The following is a 16,304-nucleotide window of genomic DNA, read 5'->3' as shown; positions in this document are numbered from 1 at the left end:
TGTTTTTTGGTGCGAAGCCCCGCATAGTCATAGTCGTAACTTATATAGTTAGCCCCACCGATGCTTTTCAGTTCCCTGCCGTTCTGCCACTCAAAGGGCATTCCTGAGCCCCACTTCCAGTTGGTTGGGTTACCTGCACCGTCATAATTAACATAGATAAGGTTTCCCCAGCCCGCTGTTGTCCAAACTTTGTATGATGTCAGTTGGTCGCCCCATGGGTTTTCGTAGTAGTACAAAGTTTGTGTTACCCAGTTCCAGCTTATGTCATGTTCGTCTTTACGAATTATGTTTCCGCCGTTGTCATAGAAGTAGCTGTATATTCTGTTTGCTACCCTATTATACTCACGTGACAGTCTGCCCGAGTTGTCGTAATAATACCATACAAGATACTGAGTCCAAGCGTTGTTTGCCTGAGCTGTCGGCACAACATATTCCAAAAGCCCGTTGGAGTAGTAGGAGTATGTAAGGTCAGTCTTTTTTACATTATTAACCTTAAACTGTTCGCTATACACCAAACCATTTGTGACAGTGCCGGGTTGGTAGTTATACACATTGTTAAAGGTCTTGCCGTTATAGACGAAGGTTTTATTGTCTAGTCTATCCATAGTGTCATAATTATAAGTTGTATATATAGTTGGATTACGGTAGTTCATTGAAAGCCGACCCTCAGAGTCATAAAGGTCCTTATAATAATCCTTCGGCCCACCATTGTAATAATAGTAAACCTCCGAGATGTTGGGGGCGTTGCTTGTATAATGTGAAGCTAGTGTGTTTCCGTTGTTGGTCATAGAATAAGCAAGATTGACATGACCCATGCCGCCTGCCTGCAAGTCAGAACTGTATTGATAGCCATATGAAACGCCGTTTGCGTGACTTATTGAACTCAGCCAGCCAAGGTTGTTATAGTTAAATGATGCAATGTTTTGGTTTGACCCGTTTGTCATACTTGTCAGGTAGCCGTCGTTACTGTAATTATATGCCACAGTCTGACTGTTTCCATAGGTTACAGTATCTTGAAGTTTAGAATAAGAATAGTTCACTAGTTGCTGACTGCCGATGCTTATGCCCGAAAGGTTGTAATTGCTGTCATAGCTGAAGTTGGTGTTAAAGCTGTTGTGATTGATTGTTTGTAGCCCCCCAAAGTTGTTGTAGATGAAGTTGGTTTGAACGCCGCCTGTATTGATGGACTTCAAAAGTCCGCTGCCCTGATAGTATTCGTCAGTGATTGTCACATTGGGACTGTTTGCATCGCCCACAATTATTGTGGTGACCGTGCCGTCAGGGTTATATGTATAATTGGTTTCTACACCGTTTTCATCAGTGACGGAAGTTATGTGACCAAAGCCGTCATAGCTGCAGCTTGATGTCATGTAACTGCTTGATGAGCCGTAGGACTTGATTGAAGTAAGGTTATTGTTGCCGTCATAAAAATATTCGGTTTTACTTATTTGGTCATGGCTTAATGTTCTTTCAGTCACACTTTTAATGAGACCGGGATATTCAGGAAGTGAGGGGTTTGCCGGATAATATTCGTAACCATACCACACCCCTTTTTTCTCAATGCGTACTTGTGACACCTGCTTATCGGAGTTATATTTAATTTCATAGTCATCCTCTGTTGGGGGAGCACTTGGCAAGCGCACAAGCCGCACATCTTTCACATATACTGTGGGCCGTTGGAATGAAACCTGAATTGTTACCTGCCTTAAATCTGCTATATCTTTTATTATAATAGTTCCAAACTGCCAACCCAGCTCATATCTGTGAAAGTTATAGGTAAATGTTTTTATATTATTTGCGGCATCCTTTGTGGTTACTATTGCTTTCACAATATTTATAACTTGTTCGTTTTTTGTCCACAAAGAAAGCGCATAGCTGTTTAATCCGCTTTCGTTCACATTAATGGTGGTTGTATTCGTTGCATAGTTAAAGGTATCAAATGTAAGTATATCTCTTGTATTTGCATAAATATTTATAAATCCAAAATAATCGAATCCATTAGATTCGGCATAAAGCGGAATTATGTCCTGACCATCAACTTCATAAGCATAATCTGCAATTACATCATTATTGCAGAAAGAAACATACTGATAAGTGTCGTCATGGTTTAAAATTACACTTCTTGAAACACCCATCCCTTTCTCATAATAACCGTTCGGAACATAGTAGCTATAAGAAAAGCTTACATCTTGCGGAGTTTTAACGCCGCCATACCTTTCAAAAGTCCGTACATTGCTGATTTTTCCTAAGTTGTAGGTATACTCCAAGTCATAATCATTTGGGGCACAGCCAATTTTAGTTAGCAAACTTCCGGTATAACCAAAGTAAGTAATATATCCGCCGCCAATATCAAAATATTTTGTAGCAGTTTGTAAAAAGAAATTTCCTGAATTTACTATGCCGGTATATGAAACAGCAATATTATTATTTATTGTTATGGCACTTAAGGCTCCGCACCCGTTGTTATATATAAAATCAAGAGTTGTTTTATTATTAGTGACACTCATTATTTTGTCGCTGCCGGCGTTGTCAAGAGTTATTTTGAGCATAAGTGCCGCTTTGGGGTTCTCTATAGTGGAGGGATATTGGTGTACTTGAACAAGTCTGCCATAATATGTAAATATCATTGAATTGCCAAAACGGTCTATTGCGCAAATATAATTGGATGGGCCGCCATTGTTAAATGGTGCAGGGTAAGATAATGCACTCAAATTTTTAAAATGCAGTTTCAGTCCAAGTTCCTGATTGTACGGAATGCTGTCACCTGCAAAATAGTATAGCTTGCCAGAAGCATCTGTGTAGGTATAAAGCTGCCTATTAGAATCATATGAGATCTTTTGCTGAAGATTAAGTTTAAATCCATAGCCGACACCATAGGTGTTTCCGAAGTTTTCATCATAGATGTGGCTTATGTTTATAGGCATATAGCCGTCATCAATAACAACATCATCATAAACATAGTTCATCTTGCCCGTATTAAGACTAATTACACCCTGTCCGCTGTCTCCCATATCCTGAACTATGTTATGATCGTTATTGTCTATGCCTTGGTGTTCTATGTAAGATATAGTAATTTCATAAAGAGTAATCGGAAAGGGAATCATTAACGTATTTCCGATTTTATTCCCCATTTGGGATATCAATATCATTGCAGAATTTAGGTAGCCAGAATTTGAAATGTATGGAAAAATATCTATTGTTAATAAATTTACAGACATTAACCCTCCACCCTCCACAGTAAGATCGCAAAGAGTTGCCGCAGTATGAACAGATGTATTTTTAACCTTTGTGTCTTTTACTGTTACTGTAAAAGTACCGCTGTTTACGCCCGAACCTTGCCCATGCAGGTCAAGCTTAGCATCAATTATGGTTTTGCCTGACACATTAAACATATTAGAATCAAGGTCCATATAGGTATAGTGAGTTCCGGTGTAAAGAATGGTGCTGACAAAATAACTGCCGATGGTTATATGTTTTACATCCAAATACTCAATCGTCGGATCCACAACCACCGGAAATACAGCCGTCTCAAAAAAGGCTCTATCTGCTATCACCGTAAGGAATGAAGTGCCGTTTGGGTTGTATTCAAGTTCATATTCAACATCATAACTATATGTGCCTATGGCATCATACATATATCCTTTGGGGATTATGTAGGTGAGTTCTCCTGATTGGTTTGTGATTAAGATATCACCATTGCTAGCTTTGTAGGCTACGAGGTTTTCCAGGTTAAGTTCAAATCTAAAGACATATTCGTTAAGTTGTTGGTTTACAATAATATTCTCTTTTAAGTTTTTTCCTTCAAGGATATATTGGAAGTCTACTTCATTAAAGATGTTTTCATAAAGTATTGCTGAGTTGTGGTTGGTAAATTTATTAGTCAGATTATCTTTAATTTTACTGTTCTTTATGTTAAGGCTGTCTATTGCGTTAAGGCTGTTTATACCATAATCAAGAGATTGTGTTCTTTTTTCACTATTAGCTTCACCTTTCAAGTTTTTGCTAGTTACGCCATTATTGCCTTTAACAAGAGCCGTTTCACTTTCACTTATTGTTGTAATATTTTTGTTTCCGTCAAAAGAGTAAACACTTGCACTTCCCGCTTGATAATAATCTGTCAAAATCGGAGTCATTGAAATGCTGCCATGCGTGTCAGTTATACTGACAAGGCTGTCACGGCTGCCGTCATTAAAACTGACTTTAAAGGAGTTGTTTGTATTTTGAAGGTTTTCGTTTAGTGTGTTATCTATGTCAAAGTATTCATCACCCTCCAGATAATGAACCGCTTTGCCGTATTCCTGCATCACAAATGTACCGTCTGCTTGAACAAAAGTTTTAGAGGTCTCGGTTCTTTTTGAGGTATCCTCCCCGATTATTTCTGTCTTATCATACTCTTCTTCACTAAATAATTCTTGTTCGGATGGCGTGTAAATATCATCAAATTCTGCGGCTGTGCTGCTTACGCTGTTTGCAGCAAGCCCAACAGACCCTTCACGAATACCAAGTGTTACCGATTGCACTGTCTGAAACATCGATACAAATGCAAACACAACAAGAAGAAGTAATGCAATACCAGTGGCTAAAATGCTTTTTTTAGTCTTTGACATATTCATTTTTTATCCTCCTTTAATACAGATTCAGTATACAAAAAATGGTAACAAAAAGTCAAACCTATTGTCAGCCTTTTACAAAAATTGGAATTTTGCAAATATGTAATAAAAAATTACCACGGCATTTTATCTGTCTCCTCTTCACTCAATATCGTCATCTGCACACTATCTTCACTACCCTGTTTTTCATATTTCCACTTCCCCAAACCTGTGAACTTAATTATCTCGTGCATACGACTGATAAAAGCATTGTAGACCTCGGGTGAGGCAACTTGCTCTTCCTTGTACAATTCGCTTAAGTGCAGATTTGAAATTATGTATACTTCACTAAAACAAGCTGTCCGATTGGAAAATCTTGCTGGTAAATCCACTGGAAATTTATCTAGCAAATTATTCATAAAAGTAATATCTATCTTGCCTGTAAACTCGTCTAAAACCAACACCTTTTGACTTATGTAATTTTCAAATGTACCCTTGGTATAGTTATTCACTCTACATATATCCTGCATCGGGTACTTATTAAAAATATATGTTGTTTTACCCAGTCTCGCTTTGCCATATATGTAAGTCACTTTAACATCTCTGAACTTTTGACCGTACTCTTCTTTAAGCATATCCTGTCTAAATTTCTCTATCTTGTCGGGAGCATATTGACTGTAAAGTGTCGGGAACAATTTTTGTAGCGTTGCATTTGCCGCACCAAGCTTGATAAGCTCCAAAAACTCTACGATATCATTTCTTGACCTCATTTCACTAAATTTGCCTATCTCAATAGGCTCTAAAAGCCTGCCTTCTTTCTTTGTGCAATATGCTCGTATATCTGTGTTACTTCCTCGTGCTTGTTCTATATGGGCAGTAGGGAAATACTTTTTCATGGTATAAAAGCGTTTACCCGCTTCAAATATTATCCCTGCCTGAATATGCGGTGTTTCATTTTCACCTTGCTCCAACTGAAATGCCGACCACTTAAAATGCTCTAAATTCTCAATATATTTCTTTATGCTTTCATAGTCTTTAAAATACGGCTTTTCAACCACAACTTGTTTATCGTCTTGTTTAACTACAACATATTTAAAAACAAACAAATCTTTATTAAGCTCGTCTTTGACTGTTTCTAAATTATAGTAGTCAGTTACAACCGGCAAAGCATTATTAACCATGTCAACCTCAGTATCCTGTTCCGTCCAAAAGGGATTATTAATGGTGAGAACCCAACGCTTTAACTGTTTGGTTCTTTCGGTATCAATTTCATTTTCCATAATAATCCCCTTTTAATAATAACCGCCGTTACGCGTTACGCAGTGACGGTAGGTAATACTAACTACCGTCACGCCAGCGGCTTCGCCGCTTGGCGTGTGTCGTTATGCAGCAAGTGTGCCGGCAAAGCATATATAACTGTCTCGGTGGCACGAAGTTTACGAAGTACATTAAGTTTACGCTTTTGCTGTTTACGTAATAACTTGAAGTCTTTTTTAAGTTCTCTGATAACAAACCTTGTGTTTTTATTGAGAATACCAATCTTAAGCAAGTAGTCTTTTAAAACATCATGATTTATCTCTTTGAAAAACTTAGGCGGTAGTTGAGTATCGCTTTCTTTCATGGCAGATAAAATATCTATGTTCTCAAAGATAAGCGCAAGCTTCTCTTTATGAAGGGTAACAAAATCTAATTCTTCCATATATTCAACTCCTTCTCATTGTCTTGTTTAAACAGAGGGTATCTTTCACACTTAGCAAGCATATCTGCTTTGCTGTTGCTTGTAGGTGCAGCAAGTTTAGTGTGGAAGTTATCTTTCATTCCATAGTAAAAATATTCCTTACCGCTGAAGCTGTCGACACACTCATAAATATTTCCGATGTGTGTATACTGCGTTTTGACTGCTTCTGACAAGCTGCCTGTATCTTTGTATCTCTGATATGGTCTTACTCCGGCAAACTCCAAACAAGTCCATATAATTTTAAGTAAGCTACCACTCTTATCGTAAAAGTCCTCCTTGTATTGTACCTCAATTAGTTTGTCGGCAAGTGAGCGGAATCTCTTATCGGCACTATCATCAATTTGGGTGTCGGCCCACATTTGAACTCCAACTTTTCTTTGTCTTTCAATGTATCTCAAAAAGTAATCGGCAACTCTTTCGCTTGTCATTGATTTTCGGCTATCAAGTTTTGATTGTATTTCAGGCATAAAGATTTTGGCATAAGGCAAGAGGTATGCTACTTCATGTTTACCGTCATAGAGTCCGATTTTGTCAAACTGAAGTTCCATTGAAATTCTTGGTTTGTAGCCTAAGCCCTTTGCGATAAAAGTTTCCTCAACGACATACACAAGGTGTTTAACATGAACTTCTAAACTCAGGTTATTCCAACCGCCCAGTCGCAGTTTATCTATTTCTTTTTTGCATACCTGCAAGTCTTCTATTGAGCGGGGCGGGAGCATATACTCTGTTGCAAAATGGGCAAGCAAAGTTGTCTTTCCGACTCCACGTTCGCCCACTACATAAGTTAAGTAATAAGTCTTATCAATCATATAAACCTCTCATAAAAAATAAAGGGAGCAGAAATATCCACTCCCTTAACTTGTACCATCCTCATTTCTTTTTGGGTGGTGTTTTGTTGTTACTCGGCAAGTTATCGCTAATAAATATTGACTGTCTTCTTGCTGCGTTTGACATATGAGAATAAGCACTTCGCTGACCCTTGCGATAAGACATCTTTTCTTTTGAAGAGAATTGCTTGCCGAACTCTCTTTTCTCTTCCGTTGACATGGGTATAAATTTATTGTCTGTCATATATTACTCCTTGTTTTCCATTTTAGCGGCAAGCAACTCAACAATGGTATTTGTGGCTCTTGGCAGGAAGTAAAAGTATTCGTGGTCGTTAAACATCTTAAGCACCACAGCCACATAAGGCTCACCGGTTTTTTCACTTATTCGCTTTTCAAGTGCAAATGATTTAATCGGCTCAACATTAAGCTCTTTACAGGTTTGAATTAACTCAACAACCTCTTTTTCACACCACACATCAGCAGACTTGTCATTAATAAGCTCTACTCTCACAAAGTGATTTTTTCCACCCTTCTTAGATTGTTTTGAGATAATCTTTATCTCTTTTGCAACTGCATTCAAATTTTTCATTTTACCTTTCTCCTTAATTTAATTTTTAAACCGCAGAAACAAGTGTCGACCCAAGTTCCTTTTGGTCTGGTGGGGCTTTTCAGGCTAACCCCAAGCGTAAAAAGTTAAGACAAAACATACGAACCCGTAATAACAAAATATTGACCCTGAGCAAGACTGAAACTTGCACCATACCAAATGACTTGGATAACACCGATATCAACATTCACAAAAACACGAACAACCCCTTGCTGTTTAACAGAGCCACCCCCGTCAACAACATATGCCGAAAGCCAACCAGAAAAAGCATTAGTCAATTTCATATCCGGAGTATACTCGAATAAAGCCGAGCCACCACCGACATAAACAGTATTACTGCCGGGAACACGAGCACAACCGGAAACAAGAGTCAACCCACTACTAACATCACGATATATCCCCAGTTCTGAATAATTAAGGGCTGAGTAAATATTTGAAAAATTATCTTCACGAATTAAGTTAAAACTTTCGTTAACATGACCGGACAAGACCCCTGTATCAGTTTCACCTATCCACCAGTTATTATTTTCACCGACATATGGTGTTAAACCATCTTGTCCGTTAACACCATCCTTGCCATCGGATACTGTGATCCTTTCAACGCCAAACTTATCATCCAACCACACTCTGCCGTCGGGATAAAAGATATATATACTTGCTACTCCAAAGAATAGGGCAAGTACTGAACATAAAACCGTAACAAAAACTTTCATTTCTTTTTACTCCTTTTAGTGTATAAATTTTGCTTTTTGTTTTCAGGGTATCGGGGAGCTGAATACTTATGCTGCAGTTCAATATGTTTCTTTTCGTAATCAAGTTTAGCTCGGTATGCAGCCTTATTGTTCATGCGCTCCTGCATAGAGCGCTCGTTATAATCCTTTCTATCAAGCTTGCGATTCTTTCTAGCATAGCTTTGTTTCTGACCGTCACGGACAGCCCCCATGCCTTCAGAAACAAGCGGCCCCACTAACATTTGCCACATATTATCACTCCTTTTTTGTTCATTCTGTAATGCTTGCATTTTTAACATATTGTCACTAATCTCATAGTGAGGGCGGGCACTCGGTTGAGAATTATAGTCTTTCTTTTCATACCTGCCTTTTATGTAATTAAATTTCATAAACTGTCTCCTTTTAAAAATAGTAAGGGCTATAAATACGACGGATTTCCAATTCAGCAGAAGCTTCCTTACGAAGAGAACCAAACTCAAAAGAAAAACCAAGTGAAGCAACTGAGGATTTAAAGGTCAAATCAAAGGTAACGAGATTGTAACCCATAGCTGTAAAGTTAATATTGGAGCCCTGTGCGCCGTAATAAACAAAGCTAACTGGACTATATAGGGATTGACCGGGACCCATTCGTAAGTATAAATGCAAAGTGCCTTCGATATAAAAATCGACACCTGAGGGTATGAAGTTCCAATCAAATAAATTTGAAAAATCAATAAACCCTACACCACTCGAAGAGAGAATACTTATCGTAAAAGCCTCACTTGCAAGCCAAGCGTTTTCCAAGACCAAGACAGACGAAATGTTTTTAAACTGAGGATAAAACCGTACATGATTAGTTACGAGAAACCCGTTGAAATTAAAAATAACATTACTGCCCATAATTGACCAGCCGTCAAAGGCAAACCCTAAAGGTGGTGCAACTGCTGGCAAGTTGCTGCCGGTCAGGTAGTTACGAGTTCCAAGCACAGCACGCTTAACAGTAAAAAGAGAATTATCCTGATTATAGAAATATAAGAAAACATGAGTTTCGGCAGAATCAAGAGTAGTCCCTTCAAACTGAGGTTCAATAAGTCTCAAATTAAAACCGTTTTGCAAAAAGTAAGAGCGAATATAATTTTGATACATCCCATAAGTTGGTATTGTGACATTAAGCTCGGTTCGGTCAGAATAGAAAATTAAATCAAAACTGATACTCAAAGAAGCAAGAGTTTCATTATTTGACCCATTTAAAGTAATAGGAAAAGTTCCCCAAATGCGACCTGCATTAAAATTAGCAAATACCGGAGTATTATTCACAATCAAATCATAACTATTTGTTAGACCATTAAAGGAAGTGTTGGCAGGAAAAAACTTTGAAAGCTTGTCAGGTGTGTAAATAAGTTGATCGTTAGCTTCTAAGCCAGATATGGTATAGGTATAAACATTTTCATCTTCAAAGGCTTGTCCTTCGCCGGAGCGGCCAAAGGTTTCATTTTTAATTGAATATTCAGAAACTAGAAAAAACCCAAGAACACTTACTAGCACAAGAGAAAAAAGAAGCGCCAAAAAGATTTTCCAATTAAATTCCTCTATATCCGTCATATCAACCTCCAAACAACTTAAGTGTAACATTATTAAGTGTGACAAAATTTGTATCTAAACTATCTGCATAGCAGAACAGCACAGTCTGCCAAGGCGAATATATATACACACTTTCAAATTCAAGACCTCTCAGAAAATCATGGTCAAGTCCATAAATCAAGATGCCGGAAGAAGATAAGCGAAAGTCGTTAAGAAGTATGTTTACAGTTATTTTTACATTCTCAAAAGCTCCAAGATAATCAGCCAAGGCTTTGTTGATTTTGGCTGTGCATAAGAAATCGTCAGAGCCGTATTTAGTATAGTCAAAAGCTGAGACATCAAGAGTGACACGACCAAAGGCTTTCCAGTAAGATGAAGTTTCACCTATAAGGCTAAATTCCGTGTCACCCAAAACTTGTCCAAATAATGATTGCGAAGCTGTCACAAGACCATTTGCAGTTTTGTTTATTGCAACTTTAATAAAAACATAATCAGAAGTATGATTAGTGATAAGCTCAAAGTTAGAGCCACCATCTTCAGACATATAGATATCAAAGAAAGGCGAAAGGTCAACTCTCAAAACCTGCTGACCATATGGCAACGAATTTAAGGTACTTACAAGGTTGGCAAGCACCAGCCAAATATCCGAATAAATTCTACCAGTGATAAAGCCAACGCTAACTTTTTCAATAGGCTCAGCTCTTTGCTGGATTTTGATAAACTTGCCGTCAATGTCATATAAAAAAGAATTGCCGAAGTTTAAGGGATTTGTAGCTTGGTATGAGACACCATTTGAAGCGGTATTGTAATATTCAATATCCTTGCGATTATTTGTTAGGCTTACACGAAAAGCTGGGTTGAATATGAGGTCACCAAGAGACTGTCCGGGCATGGGCTCAACCTTAAAAGAAGGTTTTACTCCTACAAACTGAATGCCTGTGCCGACAGTACCTGCAGCAATAGACTGACTGTCATAATACTTTAGATTATAGTCAAGCACTTCCTTTCCGTTCTTGTTTTCATTTGTATAGTAATTCAAGTTCATATGATAAGACTCATCCTCATCCCAAGTCATTTCATCAATAAATGATGAGCCGTGAGTGTTATTCAGTTTTGCAACATTCAGCAAAAACATAATTGAAAGTGTATTAAATATAACACTCACAATTATGACAAAGATAAACGATATATTTAAAACCTTCATATCAGTTAAACACTCCTCTTAAGAAATTCCACTTCTCAACTAAATTGGCAATCCACTTTAAGCTTTCACCTATCCATTTAATAAACTCTCCAAACCAAGTAACCAACTGGCCCATAAGAGCCACAAGCGTGGGAGCGAATACGAGTCCAATAATAATTAAAAGTAAAATCAACCACCATTTCATATTTACTCACGCTCCCACTTCTTACGCACCATAGCCGCATACTCACGACTAATCAAATGCTTGTATGTGTTATGTATCTTGTTGCCGTCCCACTTTTCAACGTTGGCTTTCCCATAAATCTTGCCAAGCATTTGTTTTTGGTCGGAGTAATAGCAGGCAAAACTACCCCCGTCTACAAGTGCCGTTGCCTTGTGGTAAGGTGTAATATGTTGATTATTTCGTTTGTGGTAACCCGTTGTAGCGTTGCCGTCCGTTGTCATGTTTTCAATAGTAGATTTGCCCGAATAATCAGGGCGGATTTTGGGTGAGTAATAACTATTCATTTCACTTCGTATAATCTTCCTCGCTTTCTTTGTTGTAGACTTCGGCTTAAAGCCGGAGGTAAACATTTTAGGCATATTCTTTACTCCTTAATTTAATTTTCGTTTGTATCAGACTCATTAATTAGAGGATTTTTCTTTCCAATTGCTTCCCAATCAATAAAGTGCTGTGCCTCGTCTGCTCCAAAGTAATAAATAAACTTATGTGCGGCTTTCTCGTCTACTGCCTCACCTTTCAGCAATTTCTCAATCTCGGAAACATCAACCTCCATTTCCTTTGCCAAATCTAAAGCGGTTATTTTGCGCTCCTTCAAAAATGCTTGTAGCAACTGTATTTTAATTTTCATTTCTAAACTCCTTGTTTTTTAGTAGGCAAAAAATATATGCCTCTATCTATAAGCACGAAAATGGCAAAAGTTAAGCCCCTTTTATAAAAATCTTTTCATTTTTTTGTAAATTTTTGAGAGCCTATCTAAAATAGCAGGCTTGCTCACCCCTTCATCCTTTGCAATTTCAGTTATCGTTTTGCCGCTATAAAAAATCTTTTCAATTAAATCCTGTTGTTGCGGTAAGAGCTGAGATATGGCATACTTCAATTTTTGTTCTTCTTCCTCTTTGATGATGTTTTCAACAATATCACTGTCGGGATCTTCAAACTCAATTCCGTTATCATTAAAAACAGTCATTGAAATATGACGCCTTGTTTCTTTCCAGTGATTACGTTTTTCCATTTGCTCAATTTCTTTATGAATTTCGTAAACCTCATACGTAACATCGACTGTGTTTTTAGTTCCGTCACAGAACCTATAAATTATCTGTTTCATTTTTAATCTCCTTAAATTTTCTAAATTTGTTGGAGCGTAAAAAACACCCCACGAACAATCTCGTGAGGCCCTGAAACAGCATTAAAAAAGCCGTGCAAAATAGAGCAATCAAAAGATTGTTCTACCTCACACGGCTTGTGTGGTCTTTGCCACGCCTATGAAAAGGTGTCAGCGTTATAAGTGCGCTTATGCTACTATCAAATAACGCCCATATTGAGTTATTATTTATTGATTTACTGCGCTATGTTCCGGTGGAGCCCGTGCCATAATTAGTTCCCCCTTTTCATTAACTTTTACATAATTCCATATTTTGCATTTAGGGCACTGGACTTTTATTCTCTTAAAAACACCACTGAAAAGTGTGTGCCCACATTCTCTACAAGACACAACGATTTCAAATTCTTGTTTGGTGTTTTGTTGATTTATCATCCGATACTCCCTGTAATTGATTTTATAAAATGTTAGGAACTAGCGAACACTCTAAGTAAAAAAATAGGTTTCATGTAACATAAAACCTTTATACGACATTACGTCGCACTTTGCTTATTATTTCTAAATCTATCAGTCTATACGACATTGACTCTGCCGAGGCTTTACATTTGTCCGCCATAACTTGAATAATTCCAAGGATTCTGTCATTCTCACTTCGCCCAGAAAAAATATCACTGTTAAAAAGTGTTTGAAAAGTTTTAAAAATTATATCACGTGGCATAAGTAATGCAGCAGCAAAATGGTTTGCGTGTCTTTCATGTTTTTGTGCCGGTGTCATTTTTTTGAAACTGCCATATTCATATGGCTCCCACGCCTCACAACTTGTCACACTAAACCCCTTTGGGTGGCAGACATAATGTCCGCACTCGTGAGCAACAGTGAATTTCTCTTTATAATCATCCCTCTCGTCAAGTATGTACTGGTCTATTATAATAGTGTTGGCCTTAATATCTATTTCATAAGGCTTGTACTTTTCAAGCAATTCCTCTTTAGATGGCAACGGCTCTATTTTTGTATTAAAAGAACACGGCCACACCCAATAGGTGCAATCCGTGAAAAAAGTAACCCCATCAATTTTTCTTGTTGGTGTCAAATATTTCCAGTCAAATGTTATACCAAGTATTTTTTCAGCATAATCATAGACATCCATTGGCTTTAATTCTTTTAGCCTTGTCGGGTCGTATTTTAGATTTTGTTCGTCAGCAAGTTTTTCAATTTGGTCGAACGAATACTCGTAGACTTCCACATTAACCTCCGTTTTTCTTTCGCTCTTCCAAAATTTTAATAACCTCTTGCCAAACATCATTATCGGCATTCATATCACGAGCAGTTCTTAAAGCAACTCTACAAGCTTCAGTATTCATTATGTAATTAGGTAAATCCGGCGAAACAGGAACAATGTTTCCTTTTGTTTTTACCTTAGCAGCCAAATCATACATTTTCTGAGTATCTTGTTCACTTAAAAGCAACTTCTTTGCGATTATGTTAAGTTTTTCAAGTTCCGGTGGATAGCGATAACCTTTTTCTAAATCACTCATGTAGGCGGGCGCAATACCTACCATTTCGGCAAAACCACGCAAGTTAATGCCTTTCTCTTTTCTTTTTGTTTCTATGAATTGCCCAAATTCATTATTCATATTTTTGTATCCCTCTTTTAATTTTGGTTGTTGTTTTTTACAACTTCATTTCATTTTTATTTACAATTTTTCACAATTTTTTATTGGGGCTTCAATTCTTTTTAACATAATGTACATATATCTGTTACTTACATCTTTTGCGTTGACTTAAAGCAGAACCAGCAACGCTTTTGCTTGTCTTACTGGTTCGTCCGTCTCGCAAAACTGCTGACGCTTTGCTTGCAACACTCTTGCTGGTTGTTCTACAACCACTGCTACACTTTTTTGGCATTTATACCTCCTTTAAAGAAAATACTGATTATCTCTTGACACGTGTTCGCAAATTCCTTACAATGAGTATACATCATTGTTATGGATGGTGTCAAGCAAAAAGATAAATATTTTAATTTCTTTCGGCACGCTCCTTCTCGTCTTAAATGAGAGTATCACAGTCGGCACAAGCTGTAAAGGGTAAATGCACGGCAGTGCCGCCCTTTACAGCTTGCTTGACTGTGTTTTGGGCTAGTTAAGACGATAAGGCAGCAAAGTGTTTGTCGCAAATAAAGGAGTATTCAAAGATGAAAAATGCAGTAATTTACGCAAGGTTTAGTTCTCACTCGCAAAACGAACAAAGCATTGAAGGACAACTAAAGGAGTGTTATGCTTTTGCGGAGCGTAATGGGTATAAGGTTATACATGAATACATTGACCGTGCTTTGACCGGAACGACTGACAAGCGTCCGGAATTTTTGCACATGATTGAGGACAGCAAACGCAAGCAGTTTCAGTTTGTAGTCTGCTATCAGTTGGACAGGTTTGCAAGAAATCGTTATGACAGTGCAACATATAAAGCGAAGTTAAAAAAGAATGGTGTGAGGGTCTTGTCTGCAAAAGAAAACATAACCGATGACGCAAGCGGTATTCTTATTGAGGGAGTGCTTGAGAGTATGGCTGAATACTATAGTGTTGAGTTGTCGCAAAAGATTAAGCGGGGTATTTCTATCTCTGCAAGCAAAAATCAATTCTTTGGTGGCAGTGTGCCGTTTGGATATAACATTGAAGACAAAAAGTATGTTGTCAACGAGGGCGAGGCAAATTATGTTCGTAAGATTTATGAGATGTATTTGGGCGGAAAGACAGAAGCGGAAATTTGCCGCTACATGAATGAACAAAGAATTCTCACAAAGGCTGGCAACAACTGGAATAGGACTAGCCTAAAAAGAATTTTAGTTAATCGTAGATATTTAGGATACTACCTATTTCAAGACAAAGAAGTTAAAGATGGTATCCCTAAAATCATTGACGAAGATTTATTTGAGCAAGTGCAGTCAATTTATGAAAAAAGCAAACTTGCTCGTTCTCACAAAAAGGCAAAAGATAGCTATATTCTCACCACGAAACTGTTTTGTAGTATGTGTGAACACGCAATGACCGGAATGAGTGGAACAAGCCATATGGGCAACAAACATTTTTATTATCGTTGCACTGATGCTAAAAAGGGGTGCAAGAAAAAGACAATTCTCAAAAGCATTATAGAAGATGCTGTTATTGCCGATGTCTTGTTACTCCTTAACGACAAAGTTGTTGATGATTTGGCAAAAGAACTATATTCCATGTTGCAAGAAGAGCTAAAGAGCGGCAACTTACTAAGGCTTGAAAGGCTATTGGAAGACAGTAAGAAATCTATGGAAAACTTACTGACTGCAGTTATGAAAGGTAAAGGCTCAGACTTAATACTTAACAAGCTGCAACAAGTTGAGCTTGAACAGAAAGACTTACAGGAGCAAATTAAACTTGAAAAGAGCGGTATGCTTGATGCAACATTACCCGAAATCCGCAGGCATATCAAAAGGTTTAAGCACCTTGACTATACGATTACAGAGAACCGCCAAGCCCTTGTAGACACCTTTGTAAATAAGGTTTGGCTATACGATGAAGGAAAAGCAAAAATCCGCTACAATGTAACGGATTTTTGTAAAACCAATAAAGGTTCGTTTTATGACCGAATGGTGGAGAATATCGGAGTCGAACCGATGACCTCCTGCTTGCAAGGCAGGCGCTCTAGCCAGCTGAGCTAATCCCCCAAACTTCAAATTGATAGGTTAATAATATC

At 37.8% G+C, this 16,304-nt stretch carries 18 protein-coding genes, 1 tRNA gene and 1 pseudogene; 1 reads left to right on the top strand and 19 read right to left on the bottom strand.

All coding sequences use genetic code 11. The features are described 5' to 3' along the window. From LBN07_04910 to LBN07_04825, 18 genes are all read right to left on the bottom strand, one after another. Positions 1-4,607: hypothetical protein (locus LBN07_04910; protein ID MDR0850780.1), on the bottom strand; the 4,607-nt coding region annotated here is incomplete at its 3' end. A gap of 116 nt (positions 4,608-4,723) precedes the next feature. Further along, positions 4,724-5,869, bottom strand: coding sequence for a hypothetical protein (locus LBN07_04905; GenBank protein ID MDR0850779.1), 1,146 nt, complete (start codon positions 5,867-5,869; stop codon positions 4,724-4,726). A gap of 68 nt (positions 5,870-5,937) precedes the next feature. Next, positions 5,938-6,288 (bottom strand): hypothetical protein, encoded by a 351-nt coding sequence (locus LBN07_04900; GenBank protein ID MDR0850778.1) that lies wholly within the window; start codon positions 6,286-6,288, stop codon positions 5,938-5,940. Further along, positions 6,276-7,136: a hypothetical protein gene (locus LBN07_04895; GenBank protein ID MDR0850777.1), complete on the bottom strand. Its 861-nt coding sequence runs from the start codon at positions 7,134-7,136 to the stop codon at positions 6,276-6,278. Before LBN07_04895 ends, LBN07_04900 begins: the two co-directional genes overlap by 13 nt. 61 nt (positions 7,137-7,197) lie before the next feature. Next, positions 7,198-7,398 carry a hypothetical protein gene (locus LBN07_04890; GenBank protein MDR0850776.1) on the bottom strand — a complete coding sequence of 67 codons (201 nt, stop codon included), beginning with the start codon at positions 7,396-7,398 and terminating at the stop codon, positions 7,198-7,200. 3 nt (positions 7,399-7,401) lie between these two features. Further along, a complete protein-coding gene (locus LBN07_04885; GenBank protein MDR0850775.1) occupies positions 7,402-7,743 on the bottom strand; it encodes a hypothetical protein in 342 nt (113 codons plus the stop codon). Positions 7,744-7,847: 104 nt separating this feature from the next. Then, the gene (locus LBN07_04880) at positions 7,848-8,474 is read right to left on the bottom strand and encodes a hypothetical protein (protein ID MDR0850774.1); all 627 of its coding nucleotides are present in this window, start codon (positions 8,472-8,474) and stop codon (positions 7,848-7,850) included. After that, positions 8,471-8,881, bottom strand: coding sequence for a hypothetical protein (locus LBN07_04875; protein MDR0850773.1), 411 nt, complete (start codon positions 8,879-8,881; stop codon positions 8,471-8,473). Before LBN07_04875 ends, LBN07_04880 begins: the two co-directional genes overlap by 4 nt. A gap of 13 nt (positions 8,882-8,894) precedes the next feature. Then, a complete protein-coding gene (locus LBN07_04870) occupies positions 8,895-10,073 on the bottom strand; it encodes a hypothetical protein (GenBank protein MDR0850772.1) in 1,179 nt (392 codons plus the stop codon). A 1-nt stretch (position 10,074) separates the two neighbouring features. After that, positions 10,075-11,256, bottom strand: coding sequence for a hypothetical protein (locus LBN07_04865; protein MDR0850771.1), 1,182 nt, complete (start codon positions 11,254-11,256; stop codon positions 10,075-10,077). A 1-nt stretch (position 11,257) separates the two neighbouring features. Beyond that, the gene (locus LBN07_04860) at positions 11,258-11,440 is read right to left on the bottom strand and encodes a hypothetical protein (GenBank protein MDR0850770.1); all 183 of its coding nucleotides are present in this window, start codon (positions 11,438-11,440) and stop codon (positions 11,258-11,260) included. Positions 11,441-11,442: 2 nt separating this feature from the next. Further along, positions 11,443-11,838 (bottom strand): hypothetical protein, encoded by a 396-nt coding sequence (locus tag LBN07_04855; GenBank protein MDR0850769.1) that lies wholly within the window; start codon positions 11,836-11,838, stop codon positions 11,443-11,445. 17 nt (positions 11,839-11,855) lie between these two features. After that, positions 11,856-12,107, bottom strand: coding sequence for a hypothetical protein (locus LBN07_04850; GenBank protein MDR0850768.1), 252 nt, complete (start codon positions 12,105-12,107; stop codon positions 11,856-11,858). Positions 12,108-12,188: 81 nt separating this feature from the next. Next, the gene (locus LBN07_04845; protein MDR0850767.1) at positions 12,189-12,584 is read right to left on the bottom strand and encodes a sigma-70 family RNA polymerase sigma factor; all 396 of its coding nucleotides are present in this window, start codon (positions 12,582-12,584) and stop codon (positions 12,189-12,191) included. Positions 12,585-12,809: 225 nt separating this feature from the next. Further along, positions 12,810-13,013 carry a hypothetical protein gene (locus LBN07_04840; GenBank protein ID MDR0850766.1) on the bottom strand — a complete coding sequence of 68 codons (204 nt, stop codon included), beginning with the start codon at positions 13,011-13,013 and terminating at the stop codon, positions 12,810-12,812. 88 nt (positions 13,014-13,101) lie between these two features. Continuing rightward, positions 13,102-13,821 (bottom strand): ImmA/IrrE family metallo-endopeptidase, encoded by a 720-nt coding sequence (locus tag LBN07_04835; GenBank protein MDR0850765.1) that lies wholly within the window; start codon positions 13,819-13,821, stop codon positions 13,102-13,104. Position 13,822: 1 nt separating this feature from the next. Then, on the bottom strand, positions 13,823-14,212 hold the full coding sequence (locus tag LBN07_04830; protein MDR0850764.1) for a helix-turn-helix domain-containing protein: 390 nt from the start codon (positions 14,210-14,212) through the stop codon (positions 13,823-13,825). Positions 14,213-14,336: 124 nt separating this feature from the next. Beyond that, on the bottom strand, positions 14,337-14,483 hold the full coding sequence (locus tag LBN07_04825; protein MDR0850763.1) for a hypothetical protein: 147 nt from the start codon (positions 14,481-14,483) through the stop codon (positions 14,337-14,339). A gap of 286 nt (positions 14,484-14,769) precedes the next feature. Between LBN07_04825 and LBN07_04820 the strand changes: the two are divergent. After that, positions 14,770-15,750: pseudogene (locus tag LBN07_04820) on the top strand (recombinase family protein). A 448-nt stretch (positions 15,751-16,198) separates the two neighbouring features. Here the strand turns inward: LBN07_04820 and LBN07_04815 are convergent. Further along, positions 16,199-16,275: transfer RNA gene (locus LBN07_04815), tRNA-Ala, on the bottom strand. Positions 16,276-16,304 lie beyond the last annotated feature (29 nt).

The sequence above is a fragment of the Christensenellaceae bacterium genome, assembly GCA_031260975.1.
Classification (GTDB): Bacteria; Bacillota; Clostridia; order Christensenellales; family UBA1242; genus JAISKJ01.
The sequence above is the reverse complement of the archived record's forward strand: the minus strand, read 5'-3'. Positions and strand labels throughout refer to the sequence as shown.